This window comes from Spirosoma endbachense (assembly GCF_010233585.1).
Classification (GTDB): domain Bacteria; phylum Bacteroidota; class Bacteroidia; order Cytophagales; family Spirosomataceae; genus Spirosoma; species Spirosoma endbachense.
In genome coordinates this window covers 893,497-913,881 of sequence record NZ_CP045997.1, presented here as the reverse complement: position 1 = coordinate 913,881, position 20,385 = coordinate 893,497, and the positions used below count along the sequence as shown (strand labels likewise).

The following is a 20,385-nucleotide window of genomic DNA, read 5'->3' as shown; positions in this document are numbered from 1 at the left end:
TATGGTTGGCCGAACGAATCGCGCAAAGCAGCCCATGAGTTGTTAATGCGGTTCAGGCATCCTGCCTGGTTTGTTCTTGGGAAAAGGATATGACTCCCGTTGGCCTGACTCATAATAGTGGCACAATCACCGTAAAATGCGTTGCCGTTTCGTTTACTTCTACCTCACGCTTACTTAAATAATGATAGAGCGATTTGAGACTGGCCAAACCCTGTTTATTCGAGGTTTCCACGAATAATTTCCGCTGTAAGGTGTTCATGACAATCAAGCTTTCGGCTTCGGTATACACCTGAATGATGAGCGGATTCTCACCTTCGATGGTATTATGTTTTATAGCATTTTCAATCAGATTCTGAATTGTTACGGGCACAATCTGCCGCTCAAGCAACTGAGGATCAATCGTAAAACTTACCAGCAGCCCATCCTCGAATCGTGACTTCTGGAGTTCAACATAATTCCGGGCAAAAGCGAGCTCATTGGCCAGGCTGATCACTTCTTTATCTTTATTTTGCAGGATGTACCGGTAGATGGCCGACAACTTCCTCAAAAACAACGATGCTTCTTTAGGCTTTGTGAGTATCAGGCTATTTAACGACGTCAGACTATTGAACAGGAAGTGCGGATTAAGGTGATTGATCAGGTTCTGGTAATGGATTTCGGCCTTATCGCGTTCCAGCCGGGTTGCCTGTAGGTTCAGGTGGTGTAGTTTCGCAGTTTGATACGCTTTTGATCGAATCGAGCGATAAAGTAATCCAAGTACCAATAGGGCAATCAGCGCCCAGAACCAGATCGATTTATAAAAGAGCGTATCAATATGAATGGCCAGGGTACTGACTGGCGTCTCGACCCCATTTATATCGACCGCTTTTACCTGAAACGCATAGTTGCCACCAGGCAGTTTACCGTATGAAATACTCCCCGGTGTTATTGCTTCCAGCCAGTTGTTGTCGTACCCTTCGAGTTTGTATAAGTAACGATAGGGCGTTTCCTGAAGCTGCGCCAACACAGAAAACTGAATTGAAAAAGTATTGTCAGTGGCCGCCAACTCGATTCCATCGCCAGAACCCGGCAGCAGGTACGTTGTGTCAGGCAGTATCATGCTGCTGATCAGGACCTTCTCTTTCGTTGGTGGGTGGTTGATTTTTTCGGGTTTAAGCTCAACCAGATACCCCTTTTGTGCCGAAAGAATATGCCCGTTTCGCAGCGGGAACAGATAATTCTGGTATTCGATATTTGATTGGTTCAGTGGCAACGTAAAATTCAGAAAGCGATTCTTCGCAGTCGAAAACACCGAAAACTTATTGTGAGCGCCTATCCAGATAGTACCCGAACGATCCGCCAGAACTGACTCGCAATAATCGTAGGAAAGTCCTTCATTTTCTGTCCAGCGGCTGACCTGTTTTTTATAGGGATCATACCGGATCAAGCCGTATCCACCGGAGGCCATCCAGAAACTCCCCTTTTTGTCCTCCGAAAACGAGGTAATTGTTTGTTCATAAGGGGTGCCCTGCGGTACATCGACCAGCGTAAACTGGCCATTCTGTTTCGAAAACCAGGCAAGCCCCTCCGGATATACTTCCAGCCAGAGATTTCCTTTCTGATCGATCAGGGAAAAACGCACCCTAAATCTGGGGTCTTTCGAAGGTGACAGGATCGGATAGTTTGTCCATTTTTTTTGAGTAAGCTGGTAACAAAATGTTTGTTTGCTTTCACCGAATACCCACAAACTGTCGTGTTGCAACCGAAAGTTTCGGAGGTAAATAGTCTTCTCCCGAATCACTGATGGCAACGGTAGGCCGGAGAACGTTTTTCGGGATTTATCGAATACAAACAGCGCATTTTGAGTTCCGATATATAATTCATTTCCATAAGCCTGCAAACCGGTGATCGGCAAGCCATATGGATACTTCGGTGTCCCATCCGGTAGCCTATATACGTCGAGCTGATTCGTTTGTGGGAAATAGTGCAGCAGCCCGCGGATTGAGGTGCCAAGCCACCAGGAGCCGTCAGCATCTTCCAGAAAACTGATAATACCGCGTTCGTCTACTAGTTCGGAAAATAATGTACCCAGATCATATACATCGTAGAATGCCCGCTCTGGATTCGTGTAGGAAATACCGTTGACGGTTCCCAGCCAGATTGTACCATCAGGGTGTTGCCAGCCTGCCCAGAAAAAATCGGCGGCAATCGATGTATTCTTCGCATTTGTATGGGTTAATTCAGTACACTGATAGCTCCTGGCTTCGATGTAAAATACGACATGATTCCAGGAGCTTGTCCAGAGGTTATGTTGCCGATCCACAAAAATAGTGGCAATGTCAAATACGTCACGTTGAGCCCGGCTAACCGGCGTAACTGTTCGCTCAAGCTGCTGTGTATGCAAATTGTAGACAACGATCCGGTGATCGATATTGTCTGAGAAAATCAATCGCTCCGTACCATCCAGGGTTAGTGCTGATGTATGGTGCTGATTAAAGATGGGTAATGCGCGAGGGTTATGGCGGCTATCGGTAAATTGTCGGCTGCCGATGTCAAAATAGCGCAGTCCTCTGCCATCCGCAATCCAGAGCCCATTCTGATGAGGGTCCAACAGCAGACCGTTTTTCACAATTCGGGTCGTTGTTCCCAACGGATCGTGAACGGGATCATACGGAAAAGCCTGAATCGTTCCGGGCGAAATCAGGTACCGAAACAAACCCTGCCGATCACTCGTAAACCATATATCACCGTTACGATCACAGAGAATATTGTTACATGAGCCGAGTGCACGACCGTTCATTGAACTGATATACCGAAACTGCCTCGTTTTTTTTCCATACCATCCAATTCCCCCTTCCATGGCCATCCAGATGTTGCCATCAAGGTCTTCGCAAAGGTCATGTACGGCGTTATTCAGCAGGCCATTCTGGTTGGTACGAAGGTATTTGAAGGTTGTAAAATGATTTCCATCGTAGCGATTTAACCCATCGAATGTACCGACCCACAGGAAACCGTCACGGTCGTGCAGGAAGCAGCTGATAAAATTGAAACTTAACCCATCTTCCTCCTGTACGTGCCGAAACTCGAATGACACGGGTCGTTGCTGAGCGTTAAGCAACCCCAGCCCGATCCAGCCGTATAGGATGGCCCCTAAAAAAAGAACGACTCTCATTTTTCGAGCCATTTTTTAAAGGAAGGTGCTTTATCGCGGCTGATTTCGATGTCAATTAAATGATTAGGGGCTTTAAGCTTAACAATGAGTTTAAGATTACTCATTCCTTTCACACTCTGTACGGCCTCAAGGTTAACGATCGTGTGTCGATTGGTACGATAAAACTGGTCGGGGTTAAGCAGCGTTTCAATTTCGTCGAGCGAGTCATAATCCAGAATATACCGCTCACCCGCGTTAGTGACCATAAAATTTAATTGATCGCGGGTAAATAAAGAAACTTCCGCCACTTTAACGGGCACCCAGCTGTTGCGGGTATTTCCGAGAAAATGCTCTTTAAATACCGGCTTCACGGGTACGTTCAACGCGAGCATCAACTTCTGGATATCAACAGCTACATTACCCTGCGCTTTAGTCAGCATACGGGCTTTGTTAATGGCTTGCCGTAGTTCATCCCAGTCAACGGGTTTGAGCAGGTAGTCGATTCCATTGGCTTTAAAAGCCTGAATCGCATATTCATTATAAGCCGTTGTAAAAATGATCGGACACGACAGCTTAAATCGATCGAAGATCGTAAAGCTCACACCATCAGCCAGTTGAACATCAGCAAAGATCACATCGGGTTCGGCATTTTCGGCGAACCAACGGAGGGCAGTTTTCACAGAGCCTACGGTTCCAATAACCTTAATACCCGGATCGACTTCAGCGATACTGGCCATCAGCTCAAGGGCAACTAACTTTTCGTCTTCAATGATGAGCGCGTTCATGAGAGATCTGCTGACATAATCAGGGCTAAAGTACTGGTAAATATTTCGCGCTCAGCCGATATGAACAACTTTTCAATCCTGAATCGTAGCGAACAGGCCACGAATGCCGCAAACGGACTCACGAATTGTTTGTAAGCCACTACCGAAGGTTGATTCCCCAAAGTGACGATCTGGCTTCAGAAGAACCTTGACAGTACTACATTACCCTGATGCTGTGTACTCCGTATGGTTTAGGGAGTCATCAACCGAAATCCAACGGATTGATCCGGTGATATTCGCTGGCTCCATTTTATAAACGATAAGGCTGGGAATAGCGCTTTTGACACTTAGGTTGAGCATAAATTGGCAGTCTTACCAACGAATCCAAACGAGTAGCTTATATTGGATTCGTTGGTAGGACTGCCAATCCGCTTATTTTTGAAGGATTAGCTTTTTACTGCCTCGAATCGAGCCGTGGCTGACTTGAATGAGAATCGTACCAAACGCCTTATTCGATAAATCAAACTTATTTTCGTGCGAAAAGCCATTACCCATAAATTTACGTTCTTCCAGGATTCGCCCAAACGAATCCGTAATGATAATTTTATACTCCTGCTTTTCTATCGTCTCCATGAGGAGGCTGAATGAACCATTGCTCGGATTGGGAAATACATTAAACTCTTTGGTCTCTTCTATATTATTGGAAAGAGAGCGTCCAAAGGTCCCCATTCGAGCGCCTAAATTACAGCCATTGGTAAAGTTGATCGCAATTTGATTGCCTGACTGAGTAGCTGAACCCGTAACGGTTCGCCCCACTTTCCCATCACTAGGGAAGGTATAGGTCGTTACCGTATTGGGATTCATGGTACCCCCAAAGATTCCGGGTAATGATACAGTAACTGGAGAAGTATCCCCACTGGTGAATTTGTATTGCAAAACACCGGTGTTACAGTCATAACTCACAATCTGAAAGTTTAAGCTTCCGCCAGATGGCGGATTAGTTGGGTTCGTCGGATTGGTGGGCTGGTTTGGATTACTTCTCGGATCCTCTTCAGCAAAGCAATTGGCCTGACTGTAACTGATAGCTTCCAGCCAATGGCGGGGTTTGAAGTTCGTTCCATCCTGGTAGGCAGCGTAGAAATAGCCATTGTAGAGATGGGCATAAATAGCTTCCCCCCAGGACGTCGTTAACAAGTACTGACCCTCCGAAAACGAGCAACCGGCTGGTGGATTCGTCGGGTTGGTTGGATTCGTTGGATTCGTTCGAGGATCATTCTCGGCAAAACAAGACACTTTATCTGGATCAAATCCGACCGATCCCGAAGCAGCCTGCATCCAATGCTGAGGCTTAAAATTGGAGCCATCCTGATAAGCCGCAAAAAGAACACCATTCGAATAATGAGCATAGATCAGTTCCCCGTAAAAATTAAACAGAAACTGGCCTTCTGAAAACGAGCAGCCCCCCACATTCCCGTTGCCAGAACCTGCCTGCGTGATCGTAATCGTCTTGGTTATACTGCTATTCGATTTTGCCCGAAGGGTCACCGTACCAATCCGACTGGATACGCTGGTGTTAGGTTGAATAAAAATGTTCAGCGTTTGTTTATCGGTTAAATCCGTATTGTACAGACTTAAACTGATCCAGGAAGGATCACTGACGGTAGCAATCCAGCCCTGGGTAGCTCCATTATTGGTGACCGATTCATTGATTGTACCCCCTGAACTACCTATACTGGGTTGTTCCTGAGAGACCGATATAGTCGGGATGTTATTGGCTGCCGTCGAAAAAATAAGGAGATAATAGCCGCTTCCCTGGGAGGGATTTGCTACTTTTATTCGGTAAACACCCGGCGATAGATTCACCCCTAATTCGGAGAATTGGGTGCCATTGGCATCATCATTCTGGTTGATTAAATTTCCGCCAGTGTCATAGAGTAAAAGGCGTGTATTAGCGAGCGGGAAGTTGCCGGCCTGTTGGGTCCGAACCGAATAGGTTCCACTGGTATTGACCGTAAAGGTTACCCAATCTTCGTCACATTGGCCTCCGTAGGGTGTGGAATGGAACGAGTGAAGCTGAGCCTCACCCTCTGAAATGAATTTCGCATTTTCGGGGAAATTATCATTCTCGTATGAATCGACATCATTATTGGTGCAGAAGGCTTGTTCATTATTGACGTTATAGGAAGCCAAAAAGGTGCTATGTTTGAGGGCACCATTATACAAGACTCCTTTTTGCATCCGGGTAATCTGGGTATTACAAAGCGGATTACCATAGCCCATAATGTTGTAGACGGGTGGCGTCCAGGCATCTCCCCAATTATCGGTACCTTTTGTCCCTCGGTACGTACAGACTCCATTGTTATCCCGAGTAATGTCATTAATAGCAAGTGCCGGATCGGCCTCTGTATCGGCGATTATATCCCCATTCACCATGCATTTTAGTAAGCCGCCCGTGCTAAAACAAAAAAAACCTTGTGTCCGCGTCCGGCTTACCGATTCCTGAAAGCAATTACCCGCGCTTCCATTGGTAGCTGCCAGGGAATACCTACCCGATTCAAACGTATGGTACAAGCCCAGGGTATGGCCAATTTCATGGACCAGGGCATGAATAAAGGTTGTTGTAACTTGGCGTTGTGTTGTAATCCAACACGAATATCGTTTGTTTTGCCAGGGGTATAAGGATGAACCTCTTGTATTAGGATTAGGCGCGTTTGAGTCAACAAAATGGATATTGAGCGCATGGGAATCGTAAAAATCATCGAACATCTGCGCTCTTGGATTATTAAAATAGGAGCTATTATTGATGATTTCAATTTGGCTGCATTTAATGTATAACCGCATATCCACATTGTTTTGCTGGTATATGTCGTTAACGCCATTAATATATTGTTCGGCCTGAGCCGCTGTAATGGCAGTACCTGGACCTTGGGCCGCAGCGTGTATCCAAATTTTTACAGGTAGATTAAATGTTTTCCCATTGGCACTGGCGCTGCGGCATCCCGAGCAACTCTCAATTTGATTGACTAAATCCGATAAGACTTGATTGTTATTGAACCAGGGAAGGGATTGAGTAATGGAGGAATCCGATTGTTCAACGGCGCAATTGGTATCCTGTGCCCAACCGACTAAGGGAAGAACCCAAAAAATGAGCATAGCAATGCTAAAGCAAATCTGTTTCATAAGTGCTGGTGAGAAAAAAGAAAAAAGAAAATTTACTTGATCAACTGGAGGAGGGGTGATGAATGCAAGGTATCTGAGGCAACCTGGCTTACGAGGTGATTATTAAAGGTGGATGTGGTCAGGTAGGTTTCCGTATTACATTTTCCCGAAACATTGGTTACCTGGTTGTTGACTAGTAACGTATCGATGTCTGTATGATTGATATAGAGATAAAATGTATCTATTTTATTGGTAGTAATTGGAATAACCCCAAAGACATAGCCATTTGTAATGGATAGGTATTTCGACAGAGTCGTATAGGGGCGAGGTGATAACGTATTCAGGTAAATCTGCAAGCTATCGGGATTATCCTTACTGACTTCATAATAGGGCTTACCGGTTTGTTTATCGGTCAGATAAAAAGAAAGCAAATAGACTTGGTTCTCACATTCATTGATACAGCCACTCAGTAACAACAAACATCCCGTAAGGATTAAAATAAGGGGACTGAGTTTCGTTTTTATTTTTTTCATGATTCGTATACTCTACCAAGCGTCTTCTGGCTTAAATTAATGGATTATCATCGATGGAGTTACACTTGAGGGATGGGTCCATTTGCCCGCAAATCTATTACAAAAAGCAAGCATTTTTCAGCTATTCCGATGGCTCTAATGCGTGAAATAACCATTTGATCAAATGAAACTATTTTAAAAGTATTGGCACACTTTGTTATATACAATTAATTAGTAATTTTATACTTTATTGTCTATAAAAACTATATATTAATCAATATTTAATGTGTATTAAAATACCGAAAGCGATTTATATGCACGCAGAATAAGTAAATACACTAGCTAAAGAAGGTTTAGCGAAAACAACCATTGTAGGCCAGTACCGATAGACCCACAACGGTTGGTACCCCAAAACTGACGATTCGTGGCTAAAAAATTGGTTGCCGGGGTGGATCATCGGTCTTTTATAGTGCGTAATCGCAACCTACATACCTAATCGATGAGAACGAAAATGACACCCCAGCAATTTATAGTTGTTAAGCAGAGCTGGAGGCTCCTTCGGGCTATTAACCCAGCTTTACTGGGAGAAGTGTTTTACGGGCAGTTATTTATGCGCTATCCCGCGTTGCGCCCCTTTTTCCCCGGCCCGATGGAAAGTCAATACCAAAAACTAGTTGATATGCTCAGCCTGATCATCGCTCGTCTTGACCGGGAAACGGTAACCGAAGAAATTGCCCAGTTAGCCCAGCGCCACAAAGGCTATGGTGTTAAGTCCGAACATTTTGACGCGGTAGGACAATCTCTTTTATGGACGCTGGAACAAGGTTTAGGAAGAGACTGGAACGATACTGTTCGAACAGCCTGGGAAGCCTGCTACACGGATCTTCGTAACGCCATGCTGGAGAAAATGTAGCTCCCTGCCGATTTATTCTTCCCAGACCACCACTTCTTCCCGACTAAACCAGGGTTCATAGTGGGTGCCATAGTGGGCATCAATAATGTTGCGTTTCATTTTCATGGTGGGCGTCATCAGGTTATTTTCAACGGTCCAGGGTTCTTTTACAACAATGAGTTTCCTGACTCTTTCGTAGGTATGCACCCGCTGATTCAAGCCTGTAAGCGTTTTTTCCAGACTTTGCGTAATCGTCGGCCGATCTGTTTTTCGGGCGGCTTCCGAAAGAACAACCAGCGCAATGGGTTGCGGCAACTGCTGTCCCGTTACGCAGATCTGTTCGATGTTGTTATTATCCGCAAAGCCAAATTCAATCTGCGCAGGCGCAATGTATTCCCCTTTTGGACTCTTATACATTTCCTTAACCCGGCCGGTGATTTTCAGAAAACCATCCTCATCCAACACACCAACATCGCCCGTATACAGCCAACCATCCTTCAGGGTTGATGCCGTCAGGGCTGGTTCCCGATAATAACCGACCATATTCCACCGCGAACGCGTCATGATCTCACCTGTAATGGGATCGGTACGCACCTCCATACCCTCATTCACACGTCCTACGGTCCCGTCTTTAATCTGGTCAGGAGGCATCATCGATACCGCCCCCAGGTTTTCGGTCATGCCATAAGCTTCCTGGATATGAATACCTAATCGACGAAACCACAGGAGCAACGAGAGTGGCATTGGCGCAGCACCGGTTAGAATTATTTTTGCATCATCGAGGCCCAGGCCCTTTCGGATCTTGCGGGTGATGATGCCTGACAGAATCGGAATACGTACTAACCAGTCTAATTTTTTCTGTGGCATCTTAGCCAGAACGCCCATCTGGAAACGTGTCCATATTCGGGGTACGGCCAGAAAATGAGTCGGACGGGCTATCGCCAGATTTCGGGCAAAGGTTTCTAACGATTCCGCAAAATACACGGTTCCGCCGGTAGCGATGCTGGTCGCTTCAACTATATTCCGCTCGGCAATATGGCATAACGGCAGGTATGAGAAAAAACGTGTTTCGGGCAGATCATGGGCCATCTGGCGATGGGTTTTATCGATTGCCTGCACCATGGCATCGTAGGTAATCATAACCCCTTTCGGGTTGCCCGTTGTGCCAGAGGTGTAGATAATCGTAAATAAATCCTCCAAGGCCGGCACCGGATTGCCTTTCATGGGTGCATAATTCGCCATGACATCATTCCATTGAGTAGCTTCGCTATCGACAGACGGCTTGTCCGGTGAATAGGATGGAAAAGCAATTTTATGGACGTCATCATCAACACCAATTTTCATCGAGGCCCAATCGTCCAGTTTGCCAACAAACAAGACCTGGCATTCACTGTGGTCAAGCACCTGTCCTAATTGCGGGCCGGTCAGTGTCGGATAAAAAGGCACCGATACGTGTCCACTCATCAGAATCGCCATATCGGCGATAAGCCAATGCGCACAATTCTTGGAAACTAGTCCTATATTACTCTTTGGCGGCAAACCGAGCGAGTTCAGATACGTGGCCATTATCCGCACCTGCCGACCGGCTTCTCCCCATGTAATATCGATAAAATGATCACCTACCGGTTGGCGCAGAAAGACTTTATATGGTTGTGAGCGTTCCCATTCATAGAAGAAATGTACAAGCGTTTTATAGGGCTGGTCTTGAAGTACAGTCGTTTCCATGACGAGTTGAAAAAATTCAATCAAATATAACTTTATTAGAAATAGTAAAACATTTTCCAGTAAAATACCTACTATGGCCTGTACTCAGTCTTTATAAAGTCCATTTTTCAACGATTGGACGCTGATCGAACAGACAGGCATCACTTTTGTAGAGTCAGAAGAAATTGATATAATTAACTATCAGAGGCCTTTCGCTTCGAGCCGTGCCACGGTTTACCTAGCGGGATAAATCAAACCGTGGCACGGCTCGAAGCGAAGGGCCTGTATAAATAGCTCTGTAAAAACCTGTTCTAATTATTCATTTTACATTCCTGTTCATGTTACACCAATCCAAACAACTTCTCCGATTCTTTATCATTTGTTTTTGGGCAACATGGCTCAGTTTCGGAAGCGCTTTTAGCCAATCGGGCAAAGAAGTTCAGCCAGGGATTCGCTTTCTGAATGGAACTTTTCAACAGGCAGTTGCCGCTGCCAAAACGGCTCGAAAGCCTTTATTCTTAGAAATCTATCTGACCGGTTGCCCACACTGCGAAGCGCTGGCCCCCATTTTGACTGAAAAGCAGGTAGGCGATTTTTTCAATGCTAATTTTATTAGCTGGAAAGCAGAAGCCAATTCTCCGGAATCGAAAACAGTACAAACAGAAAAAGGGCTTACGTATCCCGAATTCCCCGTTTTACTTTTTCTGGATACGAATGGCAAACTTATGCACGTTGCAACGCCCGCCGAACGGCCTACTAAAGCAGAGTTTATTGATGAAGTAATTCAACACGGCCGTACGGCCCTTGATCCGAAGCAAAATACATCGGGTTATGCGGCACGATTTCAGGCAGGTGACCGCGATCTGGGCTTTCTGATCAACTTTGGCAAGTACACAAAAACCACAAAAGACACCACCCGATTACACCAGATTAACGATGCGCTGGGCAAACTGCTGGTTCTCCCACAGGACATTACAAGTCAGACGGGTTTCTATGTTCTGCAACGGCTCACCGACGATATCGACAACCCATTGGCAACCTATTTCTTCGGTCATCTCACCGAGTTTTCAGCCAAATATTCAGCCAAGGACGTAAAAGAAGCGGGCGAAGGTATTATTTTCCGGGCATTATACGGGGCAAAGGGCGATAGTTATCCGGCTGCCAAGATTATCCAGATGCGGGAATATATGGTTGGATTAGGCGTATCCCCCACTGAAGCCTCTGCCCGTACGTTGCTAAAAGAACTGGATGCACACCTGCGAGCCCGGAATACGTCGGCTGCCGTCCAGCGCTTCAATGAGTACCGGAAACAGTCACCCAGAATCAGCCTGGCCGATTATGCCTACCTGATGCACTATTTCAACGAGAAAGCTACCGACGATTCCTATCTTCCGCTCATGCCTGTTTGGGCAACTGATGGTATTAGACTGGTCATGCCTGCCCAACAAAATACCAAACAGGTAGCCGACCTGTATTATGAACTAGCCCTGGCTTATCAGAAAATGGGGCAGAAACCTGAAGCGCTGAGTCATGCTCAGAAAGGGTTAGCCATTGCCCGAATAGCAAAGCTGGACACCAAACGTTACGAAGCACAAGTCGCAAAATTGAAGTAAAAAAGGGGAACTCGAGAATTGTGGTAATTCGTAATGGGTGCCAGATTACGCTTACTCAAACAAATTAATCTGACCGGCTGGTCGAAACAAAGTCATGGTCAGTTGGGGTGGCCTTCGTCCGGCAAGGTATTTCTGGCAGGCAATTCGGTGCAGTTGGGCAATGTGTTGTGCATATTGACCTTCGCCCGACATACGCTTACTGAACCGCGAATCGTTGAGCCGCCCTCCATGACAATCAGCAATCTGATTGAGGATACGATCGGCGCGATCTGGAAAAGTCTGTTTGACCCAATCTGTAAACAACGGCCCAAGTGCCCCATTAAGCCGCACAACTGTATAAGCAGCCCAACAAGCACCCTGTTTAGCCGCCTGCTCCACAAGCTTAGGTATCTCATGATCGTTTAGGCTGGGGATTATCGGTGCGGTCATAACACCCACAGGTATACCCGACTTATGCAACGTATTTAGTGTGCGCATCCGCTGCGAAGCAGTAACCGTACGCGGTTCCATCAATTGGCGCAGGTCTTCGTTTAGCGTTGTAATCGAAATGGCTACACCGATCAGATTCAGTTCAGCGAGTTGCTTTAGAATATCCAGATCGCGAAGAATCAGGGCATTTTTAGTAATGATCGACACCGGATTTCGGTAGTGCAAACAAAGCTGAAGCATTTGTCGGGTTAACTGGTAGGTCCGTTCAGCGGGCTGATAGCAGTCCGTATTTCCCGAAAAATGGATCACTACTGGTTTATACGAACGGGCCTGAAACTGTTTTTCGAGCAACTTAGGCGCGTTTTTTTTCACCATTATTTTACTTTCAAAATCCAATCCGGCCGAAAACCCCCAATATTCGTGCGTTGGGCGGGCATAGCAATATATACAACCGTGTTCGCACCCCTGATATGGGTTTATTGACGCAGAAAAGCCAACATCCGGGCTTTTAGGTCGGCTAATAATTTGTTTCGGGGTTTCCTCAAAAAACGTTGTTTTAAGAACAGGTTCAGGAAAATCGTCGTCAATCCAGCTTAGTTCATCCGGCTCAAACCGTTGAGTCGAAAATGAATTAGCTGTGTTGAACTGCGCTCCCCTCCCCTTTTTGTAGTCGCCCTCCATAATACAAATAAAATATAATTATACTATAGATGTACTATAAAGCTAAAATTTTATATATTCTATCGATATCCGCTTTAATCAGAACTTGGGTAGCCAATGAGCGTCCGGAGCTGTGTTCCGGTTAGTTGTACTTTCTAAGTGAACCGCAGCACGGCTCCAAACGAACGTTCGGGAATTGACTAACTCATTAATTTAGCCCAGATTGCAGAAAACTAGGAGCTTATAAGCCAACCTGTCATGCATGGAGAAGTGTCCAAATTGCTCGACTGATCTGGAAAATCATTTTGTCCATTGTCCAACCTGTGGTCAGACGGCGCATCTGCCCCGCTTTAAGATTCTACATATTCTCTACGAGTTTTTTCAGGCCATATTCAGCGTCGATAAAAGTGTTCTCTCGCTGATCAAAAGCCTGGCACTTCAGCCTGGTGTTACTGCCCGTGAATATGTACTGGAGAAGAAGCGTAAAAAGTACTTTAATCCGTTCTCGTTTCTCTTACTGGTACTAGGGCTCAATTTATCCGTCAATATTCTGATAAAACCATATACGATCAATTATTCAGAGAAACAGCAAACCACGCAACAGCTAAAGCCAACTGTCACTAAAGAGATGTTGCCTTATGTGATGCGCCGTCGGCAGGCCGTGCTTTTCATCGAAGAAAACATCAACATCGTTGGTCTAGCCGCCATACCACTTTTTGCGTTCGTTTTCTGGCTGTACTTCCGACGAACCGGCATCAATTATGCCGAGCATTTAGTTGCTCAGGTTTTCTTTTCGAGTTTTTTCTCGCTATTCAGTATTGTCTTAACCTTAGCACTGGGACTGCTTTTCAGGGACTATTTACCGTATCTAAACAGGTCGTTACTATTGTTTCAACTGCTCTACTTAACGGTTGCCTATTACCAATTCCTGAACTACCAAAAGCCCGTCAACTACCTTAAAACCAGCGCTGCTACCCTGCTGGCTCTTATCAGTTGGGTAGTTGTTTCCGGTGGCGCTTTCTTTTTATATGTGCGATTCGGCTCTTAATTCCAGACGATATACAGCAAAAGCCGGAAAGTTAATCCTTCCGGCTTTTGCTGCATTAAACTAGTATAAGTCGTCTGGTTACGCCAGCTTCTTTTCCCATTCTTCAGCTTCCAGCATGGCAATTTCCCACTCGTCCTGGAGTTGATTGATTTGGACCAGTATGTGGCGATACTCGTCATTTTTGGCCTGCATCAGCTTATCGTCGCCATAAGTAGCTGGATTGGCAAGTTCGGTTTCAAGCCATTTTTTCCGATCTTCCAACTGGGCAATTTTAGTTTCCGACTCCTGAGCCTGGCGGTTCAGGTTCTTGAGCGTCTTTTGCCATTCTTTCCGTTCCTCTTCCGAGACCCGCCCATTCGTAGCTGACTTGCCATTTCCATTGAGCGCATGACCGTTTGTAGCCGGTGCAGGGCTGGCTACTGGCAGTGTTTTTGACGTGTCAACAGGTTGTTTCGTTGTCGGTAAGCCCTGCGCTTTGCGCTCTTCCTGCCACCACTCGTATTCGTCGTAGGTGCCAGGGTATTCTTTAATCTGTTCGTCTTCGATATACCAGATTTTGTTGGCAATCTGCGACACGAAATACCGGTCGTGTGAAACAACTACGTACGTTCCTTCATACTGTTGCAATGCCTGAATCAGAATGTTTACCGACTGCATATCAAGGTGGTTGGTCGGTTCGTCAAGTAGCAGAAAATTGGCTTGAGAGAGCAACACTTTTGCCAAAGCCACCCGCGATTTTTCACCCCCCGACAGCACTTTGATTTTCTTGAAAACGTCATCACCCGAAAACAGAAAGCATCCCAGTACACCACGAAGTTCACCGTCCGATTTGGTTGGGTTTGCCTGCTTGAGTTCGTCCAGCATCGAATCATCTACCCGGAGCGATTCAAGCTGGTGCTGGGCATAGAAACTAAACGAGACATTGTAACCCAGAACCCGCTCGCCTTCAATGGGTTCTGAACCGGAAATGATACGCAGCAACGTTGACTTTCCGCGTCCATTCGCGCCAATCAAGGCGACTTTATCACCCCGTTCGAGCCGGGCTGTAGAATGGGTCAGAATGCGTTTTTCGCCGTAAGCCTTCGAGATATCATCCAGGTGCAAAATATGACGGCCTGGTTGCTGCGAGAAGTTAAATTTAAAGTTGACCCTGGCGTTACTATCGATCACGTCGTCGACAAGCTCCATCCGTTCGAGTTGTTTAACCCGGCTTTGTGCCTGTTTGGCCTTTGATGCCTTCGCTTTAAACCGTTCGATAAACCGCTCCGTTTGCCGGATTTTTGCCTGTTGGTTTTCAAAAGCCCCCTTCTGAATCTCATTACGCAGTGCCTTTTCCTCCATATAATAGGAGTAGTCACCGGCATAATAATTTAATTTAGCACCCGATACTTCAACAATGGTATCGACCACATTATCAATAAATTCTCGGTCGTGGGAAACCACGATAACGGCTCCTTCGTAGTTCTGAACGTATTTTTCGACCCATTGAATCGAGGGTAAGTCCAGGTGGTTGGTTGGCTCATCAAGCATCAGCAGCGAGGGCTTTTGCAAGAGCAGTTTAGCAAGCATAACCCGCATTCGCCAGCCACCCGAAAACAACTTTAACGGCTTATGTAAATCGTCGGTCGAGAACCCAAGTCCTTCCAGGATTTCTTCCGCTCTAGACTGAATCGTATAACCATCCAGGGCATCGAACTCTTCCTGTACTTTACCCAGTTTATCGACCAGTTCATCGCGATAGTTGGTTTCCATTTCGTGGAGCAACTCGTCGATCTGTTTTTGCAGTTCATTCTGACGGGCAAATGCCTGCATGGCTACCGACAGGATCGAATCATCCGTCTGATATGAGAGTAAATCCTGGTTCAGGAAGCCGATTGTTACATCACCTGCTTTAGAAATAACACCCCCATCGGGCTGGTATTCGCCGTTAATAATACGGAGCAATGTCGACTTACCCGTGCCATTCAGGCCAATCAGGCCGATTTTCTGGTTGGGCTTGATGTGGAGCGAGGCATTTTCATAGAGAGCCCGGCTACCCAAATAATACGAGAGGTTCGTAATGGAAATCATGCTGCAAATTTACCAAAAATAGAACGGATAGTTGCGTTATTAAATTCCGGCCTGTTATATTTGCATCGCTCGGCACCCCAGCCGCAATTGCATAACAAGCCTCCTTAGCTCAGCTGGTAGAGCGACGCATTCGTAATGCGTAGGTCGCAGGTTCGAATCCCGTAGGAGGCTCCAGTTTCACAGAAAGGCTAATCAGTTTACGAGCGTAAAACCTCTAAATCAACTGATTAGCCTTTTTTCTTTATGCAGGTTTAGTCGAGTTGGATACGTGAATCCGCTAACCGTATTTGGATAGTTCGTAGCTCGACGGTAGACGGTTGATTTCATCGAAAAACCCCATTAAAACCATATTCGATAAGCACATTACGTGTTTTTTGAAGGATGTCCCTATCGACTCGCCAACGCTGATTAGCCTCGTTTTTCGTCACGGTAATGCTCAATTTAAAACGTTGGCTGATCATCCACCGTCAGCCTCTCAACAAATTTGAAGAAATACCACTGACTCGCTGATTCTGTGCCCTTTATAAGTCGCTTATTTTTTAGGACAGGCAGACTTCAAACTAACAAGCCATAAAAATTCCTGATACTTTTTATCCGGATTCTCCAGATACATAAAACGAAATGAATTGACAGAAACGAAACCGGCCTGAAGCCAGTTACCATTTTGTATGGCAAAAAATTCGTTAGGCACACTCCTGGCCCGCGTCGGGCTTGATTGGTTTATACTTGCTTTATTGGCTATGATCGGGCTGGCGAAGCTTTGGCCTAGCCCCGGTATTCAGGAAGGCCCATTCTCGTTATCATCGCTCGCAAACTATGGCGTCTCGATGATCTTTTTTTTCTACGGCCTGCGCCTGAATTTCGATCAATTACGGGTTGGCCTTCGTAACTACCGGCTTCACCTAGTCATTCACGTAACCACATTTATTGTTTTTCCGGCTGTCGTATTAACGGCACGATCGCTCCTGATGACGCCCGATACCGAATTATTGTGGCTGGGCATATTCTATGTTGCTGCGTTACCATCTACAGTGTCGTCGTCGGTCGTGATGGTATCGATTGCGGGCGGTAATATTCCGGCGGCTATTTTCAATGCCAGCATTTCCAGCCTGATCGGTGTTTTTATTACGCCTGTCTGGATGAGTTTTCTGTTGACCAGCACAACCGGTCAATATGATCTGGCCGGTGTTATCTGGAAACTGACCTTACAGGTGATTGTACCCGTTGTGCTGGGCCTGTTGCTCAATCGTCGGCTGGGGTGGTTTGCCGAACGGAATAAGTTCTATCTACGCTATTTCGATCAGTTCACTATTTTGCTCATCGTATACACGGCCTTCTGCGAATCATTTTCTCTCAACCTGTTTGCCAACTATTCAGTGAGCGATCTGCTCTGGCTGGCAGCTCTCCTGCTTGGGCTATTTTTTCTCATCTTCGGGCTTATCACGCTATTGAGCAAATCGCTCAATTTTAGCCGCGAAGACCGCATTACGGCCTTATTCTGTGGATCAAAGAAATCGCTGGTGCAGGGCAGCGTAATGGCGAATGTACTTTTTCCAGGCAACATAGCAGGTGTAGCCTTGCTACCCATTATGATGTATCATGCGCTCCAACTCATTGTGGCCAGTATTATCGCACAGGCCATGGCTCATCGAAAACGGCAGGAATCTAATCCTGTATAGCGGGGTCTAATTCACACAAAAAAGGGTGATTATCAGGACACGAATGGGAAATTACCCGTTGCTTTCCGGACAGCCAACAGCCTACATTTGCAATACGGTAAACTTACCTATCCACACTATCTTCTGTTTGTTATCTGATGTACGCTTATCTTACCACCCAGCTGCTCAATAGGACTTTCTTCCATCCACACGTCTCAAAACAGTACTAAAAACCTGTCCCGCTGCCGACCATCTGCTCCACCTATTGGGAGCAGATAGGCAAAAAATTCTAAAGGCCATTATCGACCACCTGAATACGCATTCCAGAGCGGGAAGCCCGATCCAGCTTCCCAATGGTATTGGCAATAAGTTAGGATTAAGTGATGGAATAGCGTTTTTGGCGAAGTATGTCAGTTGACCGACAGCAACCAACCGGGATTCAGAAACGACTTCGGGCGATTCAGCAATCTAAAAACGGCATTCGTCCAGAAGTGCCTATAGGTCCATTAAACGCAGGGCCATGATTAGCTTCTAAGAATCAGTAACGCACAAAAAAACACTTACTGACCATGAAAAAGACAATCGCAGCCGCCCTTACTTTCTTCGCCCTTTCGACCGGTGTAACCCTGGCTCAACGCGTATATTCAAAACCTTTTGACAACCGTACTCCTCAATACGGAGGCACTCGTTACGACAGAGACCAATATCAGGACGATCTGAAAATTGATCGTATCGACGCTATAGTTGGGTTATCCCGCCGTCAGGAAAAGCAGTTGCATAAAATCGAAGATAATTACGATCGCATCATGACCACCTCTCGTCTGACACCCGACGGGCTTCGCCAACTTCAGCTTCGTAAACGTCAGGACATGCTGGCCGTATTAACGTCGGCTCAACGCGACCGGTTATTTGCCCAGCAACAATCCGGTCCTCGTAATGCGCCATATGGCCGTCGGGGCTAGTTATAACCCTTAATTGATCACACGCCCATCTGATTAATTTGTTAATCTGGTGGGCGTGTTTTATTACCAGCTAACCGCTAATTTTGGCATGGCCTGTGCCTTTGCCCCAAATTTTAAGTACGTACCAATCTATTGCACCAATTGACCGATTATTCGGGTTTCGATCGCCATACTTTCGGCCCTGATTTTGTTTGGGGAACCGCCACGGCTGCCTATCAGATTGAAGGGGCTGTTGACCGCGATGGCCGTTCGCCTAGCGTCTGGGATACGTTTAGTCGGCAGAAGGGGAAAATCAAAACCGGCGAAACCGCTGATATTGCCTGCGAGTTCTACGACCGCTACGAATCCGATTTGTGGTTACACAAAGAATTAGGTTTCGACGCCTTTCGGTTTTCGCTGTCATGGTCACGCATTCTACCCGATGGTGTTGGCCCCAGTCAGGGGGGGCGCTTAAACGAAACGGGGCTGGCCTTTTATGACCGACTGATCGATCATTGCCTGGCCCTGGGTATAACACCCTGGATCACGCTCTACCACTGGGATTTACCGCAGGCCCTTGAAAACAAGGGAGGATGGCCGAACCGCAGTGTTGTGGACTGGTTCGGCGAATTTGTGGACATTTGCACCAAAGCTTTTGGTCACAAGGTCAGGCACTGGATTATCCTGAACGAACCCCTGGCATTTTCCGTGCTGGGTTACTTTACGGGCCAGCACGCGCCCGGTCGGCGTAGTTTCCGGAATCTGCTTCCTGTTATTCACCATACGGCACTGGCACAGGCCGAAGGAGGTCGCATCGTTCGGCGAAACGTGCCGGGAGCGCACGTAGGCACCACCTTTTCGTGTTCACCGATCGATCCGTTTACGAACTCGGCCCGCGACGTGGCCGCAGCCGCCCGTGTAGATGCACTCCTGAATCGACTCTTCATCGAACCGGCTCTTGGCCTGGGTTACCCAGACAAAGAACTCCCGTTTCTGGCTGGTATTACCAAAAAAGTAGCTAAACCCGGCGATATGGAGCGGCTCGCATTTGACTTCGACTTTATTGGCCTGCAACATTATTTCCGGGCTGTGGTCGAGCATTCTTACTTTATGCCCTACCTGTGGGCTGCCCAGGTATCGCCCCTCCGGCGCAGTGTGCCAACGATCACCGAAATGGGCTGGGAAGTGTATCCTGAAAGTATGTACCGGATTATTCAGCAGTACGGCCGTTATGAGGGAGTCAAAAAAATCTACATTACCGAAAGTGGCGCGGCTTTTTATGACACGGTTCAAAATGGTGCCGTAAATGATTTGGCCCGGCTTGAGTACCACCAGAATTATCTCCAACAGGTATTGCAGGCCAAACGCGACGGCTTACCGGTAGCCGGGTATTTTGCCTGGACATTTCTCGACAATTTTGAATGGGCTGAAGGCTATCGCCCTCGTTTCGGACTGGTCTATGTCGATTTCCGAACTCAGAAACGAATCGTAAAAGCATCGGGGCGGTGGTTCCAGCACTTGTTAACCAATCCCAAACCAGCTGCCCATAATCTGAATCATTCAAAAAAACGATTTTAGCAAGAACATCAATAGCTAGTCCTATCGGTCGATGTTTCGATGGCCGTTTTTCAATAGGCAAACTGGGCAATACCCAAACTCACGTCTGTCCGCGCCCTGATCAACACTGCTCAACCCGGCTGCCATGAAGAGTTGAACAGCATCATTTGAACGATTTGGGCGGTTGTGATAAAAATAGATTAATCAGCGTTGATAGACACCTGGCATGATTTAACCCAAAAAACACA

General features: G+C 46.5%; 13 protein-coding genes and 1 tRNA gene. 7 read left to right on the top strand and 7 right to left on the bottom strand.

Features of this window, described 5'->3' with window-relative positions; translation table 11 throughout:
- Positions 1–109 precede the first annotated feature (109 nt).
- The 4 genes from GJR95_RS03665 to GJR95_RS03650 form a co-directional block, all read right to left on the bottom strand.
- Entirely contained in the window at positions 110–3,151 is a 3,042-nt protein-coding gene (locus GJR95_RS03665; protein ID WP_162384598.1) for a ligand-binding sensor domain-containing protein, read from the bottom strand.
- Complete coding sequence (locus GJR95_RS03660) at positions 3,148–3,915, bottom strand: LytR/AlgR family response regulator transcription factor (RefSeq protein WP_162384597.1); 768 nt, start codon at positions 3,913–3,915, stop codon at positions 3,148–3,150. Before GJR95_RS03660 ends, GJR95_RS03665 begins: the two co-directional genes overlap by 4 nt.
- Before the next feature lie 411 nt (positions 3,916–4,326).
- Complete coding sequence (locus GJR95_RS03655; protein WP_162384596.1) at positions 4,327–7,074, bottom strand: T9SS type A sorting domain-containing protein; 2,748 nt, start codon at positions 7,072–7,074, stop codon at positions 4,327–4,329.
- A 32-nt stretch (positions 7,075–7,106) separates the two neighbouring features.
- Positions 7,107–7,586 (bottom strand): hypothetical protein, encoded by a 480-nt coding sequence (locus GJR95_RS03650; protein ID WP_162384595.1) that lies wholly within the window; start codon positions 7,584–7,586, stop codon positions 7,107–7,109.
- Between the two features lie 478 nt (positions 7,587–8,064).
- Between GJR95_RS03650 and GJR95_RS03645 the strand changes: the two genes are divergently transcribed.
- Positions 8,065–8,478 (top strand): globin domain-containing protein, encoded by a 414-nt coding sequence (locus GJR95_RS03645; protein ID WP_232541068.1) that lies wholly within the window; start codon positions 8,065–8,067, stop codon positions 8,476–8,478.
- 12 nt (positions 8,479–8,490) lie between these two features.
- On the opposite strand, the gene GJR95_RS03640 is transcribed toward GJR95_RS03645, so the two are convergent.
- Positions 8,491–10,182: an AMP-binding protein gene (locus tag GJR95_RS03640; protein ID WP_162384594.1), complete on the bottom strand. Its 1,692-nt coding sequence runs from the start codon at positions 10,180–10,182 to the stop codon at positions 8,491–8,493.
- Between the two features lie 317 nt (positions 10,183–10,499).
- On the opposite strand from GJR95_RS03640, the gene GJR95_RS03635 reads away from it, so the two are divergent.
- Positions 10,500–11,774 (top strand): thioredoxin family protein, encoded by a 1,275-nt coding sequence (locus GJR95_RS03635; RefSeq protein WP_162384593.1) that lies wholly within the window; start codon positions 10,500–10,502, stop codon positions 11,772–11,774.
- Between the two features lie 51 nt (positions 11,775–11,825).
- Here the strand turns inward: GJR95_RS03635 and GJR95_RS03630 are convergent, their stop codons facing one another.
- The gene (locus GJR95_RS03630) at positions 11,826–12,884 is read right to left on the bottom strand and encodes a PA0069 family radical SAM protein (RefSeq protein ID WP_162384592.1); all 1,059 of its coding nucleotides are present in this window, start codon (positions 12,882–12,884) and stop codon (positions 11,826–11,828) included.
- Between the two features lie 241 nt (positions 12,885–13,125).
- On the opposite strand from GJR95_RS03630, the gene GJR95_RS03625 reads away from it, so the two are divergent.
- A complete protein-coding gene (locus tag GJR95_RS03625) occupies positions 13,126–13,911 on the top strand; it encodes a DUF3667 domain-containing protein (RefSeq protein WP_162384591.1) in 786 nt (261 codons plus the stop codon).
- Between the two features lie 78 nt (positions 13,912–13,989).
- On the opposite strand, the gene GJR95_RS03620 is transcribed toward GJR95_RS03625, so the two are convergent.
- Complete coding sequence (locus GJR95_RS03620; protein WP_162384590.1) at positions 13,990–15,981, bottom strand: ABC-F family ATP-binding cassette domain-containing protein; 1,992 nt, start codon at positions 15,979–15,981, stop codon at positions 13,990–13,992.
- Positions 15,982–16,079: 98 nt separating this feature from the next.
- On the opposite strand from GJR95_RS03620, the gene GJR95_RS03615 reads away from it, so the two are divergent.
- From GJR95_RS03615 to GJR95_RS03600, 4 genes are all read left to right on the top strand, one after another.
- Positions 16,080–16,155, top strand: a tRNA-Thr gene (locus GJR95_RS03615).
- Positions 16,156–16,649: 494 nt separating this feature from the next.
- Positions 16,650–17,660, top strand: a complete 1,011-nt coding sequence (locus tag GJR95_RS03610; RefSeq protein ID WP_162384589.1) for a bile acid:sodium symporter family protein — start codon at positions 16,650–16,652, stop codon at positions 17,658–17,660.
- Positions 17,661–18,208: 548 nt separating this feature from the next.
- The gene (locus tag GJR95_RS03605; RefSeq protein ID WP_162384588.1) at positions 18,209–18,601 is read left to right on the top strand and encodes a hypothetical protein; all 393 of its coding nucleotides are present in this window, start codon (positions 18,209–18,211) and stop codon (positions 18,599–18,601) included.
- A 132-nt stretch (positions 18,602–18,733) separates the two neighbouring features.
- Complete coding sequence (locus tag GJR95_RS03600; RefSeq protein WP_174260183.1) at positions 18,734–20,158, top strand: GH1 family beta-glucosidase; 1,425 nt, start codon at positions 18,734–18,736, stop codon at positions 20,156–20,158.
- Positions 20,159–20,385 lie beyond the last annotated feature (227 nt).

Bases quoted from the DNA above. Each gene is read 5' to 3' on its own strand.
- GJR95_RS03640 (WP_162384594.1), bottom strand. From the start codon at position 10,182: ATGGAAACGACTGTACTTCAAGACCAGCCCTATAAAACGCTTGTACAT.
- GJR95_RS03660 (WP_162384597.1), bottom strand. From the start codon at position 3,915: ATGAACGCGCTCATCATTGAAGACGAAAAGTTAGTTGCCCTTGAGCTG.
- GJR95_RS03650 (WP_162384595.1), bottom strand. From the start codon at position 7,586: ATGAAAAAAATAAAAACGAAACTCAGTCCCCTTATTTTAATCCTTACG.
- GJR95_RS03630 (WP_162384592.1), bottom strand. From the start codon at position 12,884: ATGGAGGGCGACTACAAAAAGGGGAGGGGAGCGCAGTTCAACACAGCT.
- GJR95_RS03620 (WP_162384590.1), bottom strand. From the start codon at position 15,981: ATGATTTCCATTACGAACCTCTCGTATTATTTGGGTAGCCGGGCTCTC.
- GJR95_RS03655 (WP_162384596.1), bottom strand. From the start codon at position 7,074: ATGAAACAGATTTGCTTTAGCATTGCTATGCTCATTTTTTGGGTTCTT.
- GJR95_RS03635 (WP_162384593.1), top strand. From the start codon at position 10,500: ATGTTACACCAATCCAAACAACTTCTCCGATTCTTTATCATTTGTTTT.
- GJR95_RS03610 (WP_162384589.1), top strand. From the start codon at position 16,650: ATGGCAAAAAATTCGTTAGGCACACTCCTGGCCCGCGTCGGGCTTGAT.
- GJR95_RS03605 (WP_162384588.1), top strand. From the start codon at position 18,209: ATGAAAAAGACAATCGCAGCCGCCCTTACTTTCTTCGCCCTTTCGACC.
- GJR95_RS03645 (WP_232541068.1), top strand. From the start codon at position 8,065: ATGAGAACGAAAATGACACCCCAGCAATTTATAGTTGTTAAGCAGAGC.
- GJR95_RS03625 (WP_162384591.1), top strand. From the start codon at position 13,126: ATGGAGAAGTGTCCAAATTGCTCGACTGATCTGGAAAATCATTTTGTC.
- GJR95_RS03665 (WP_162384598.1), bottom strand. From the start codon at position 3,151: ATGAGAGTCGTTCTTTTTTTAGGGGCCATCCTATACGGCTGGATCGGG.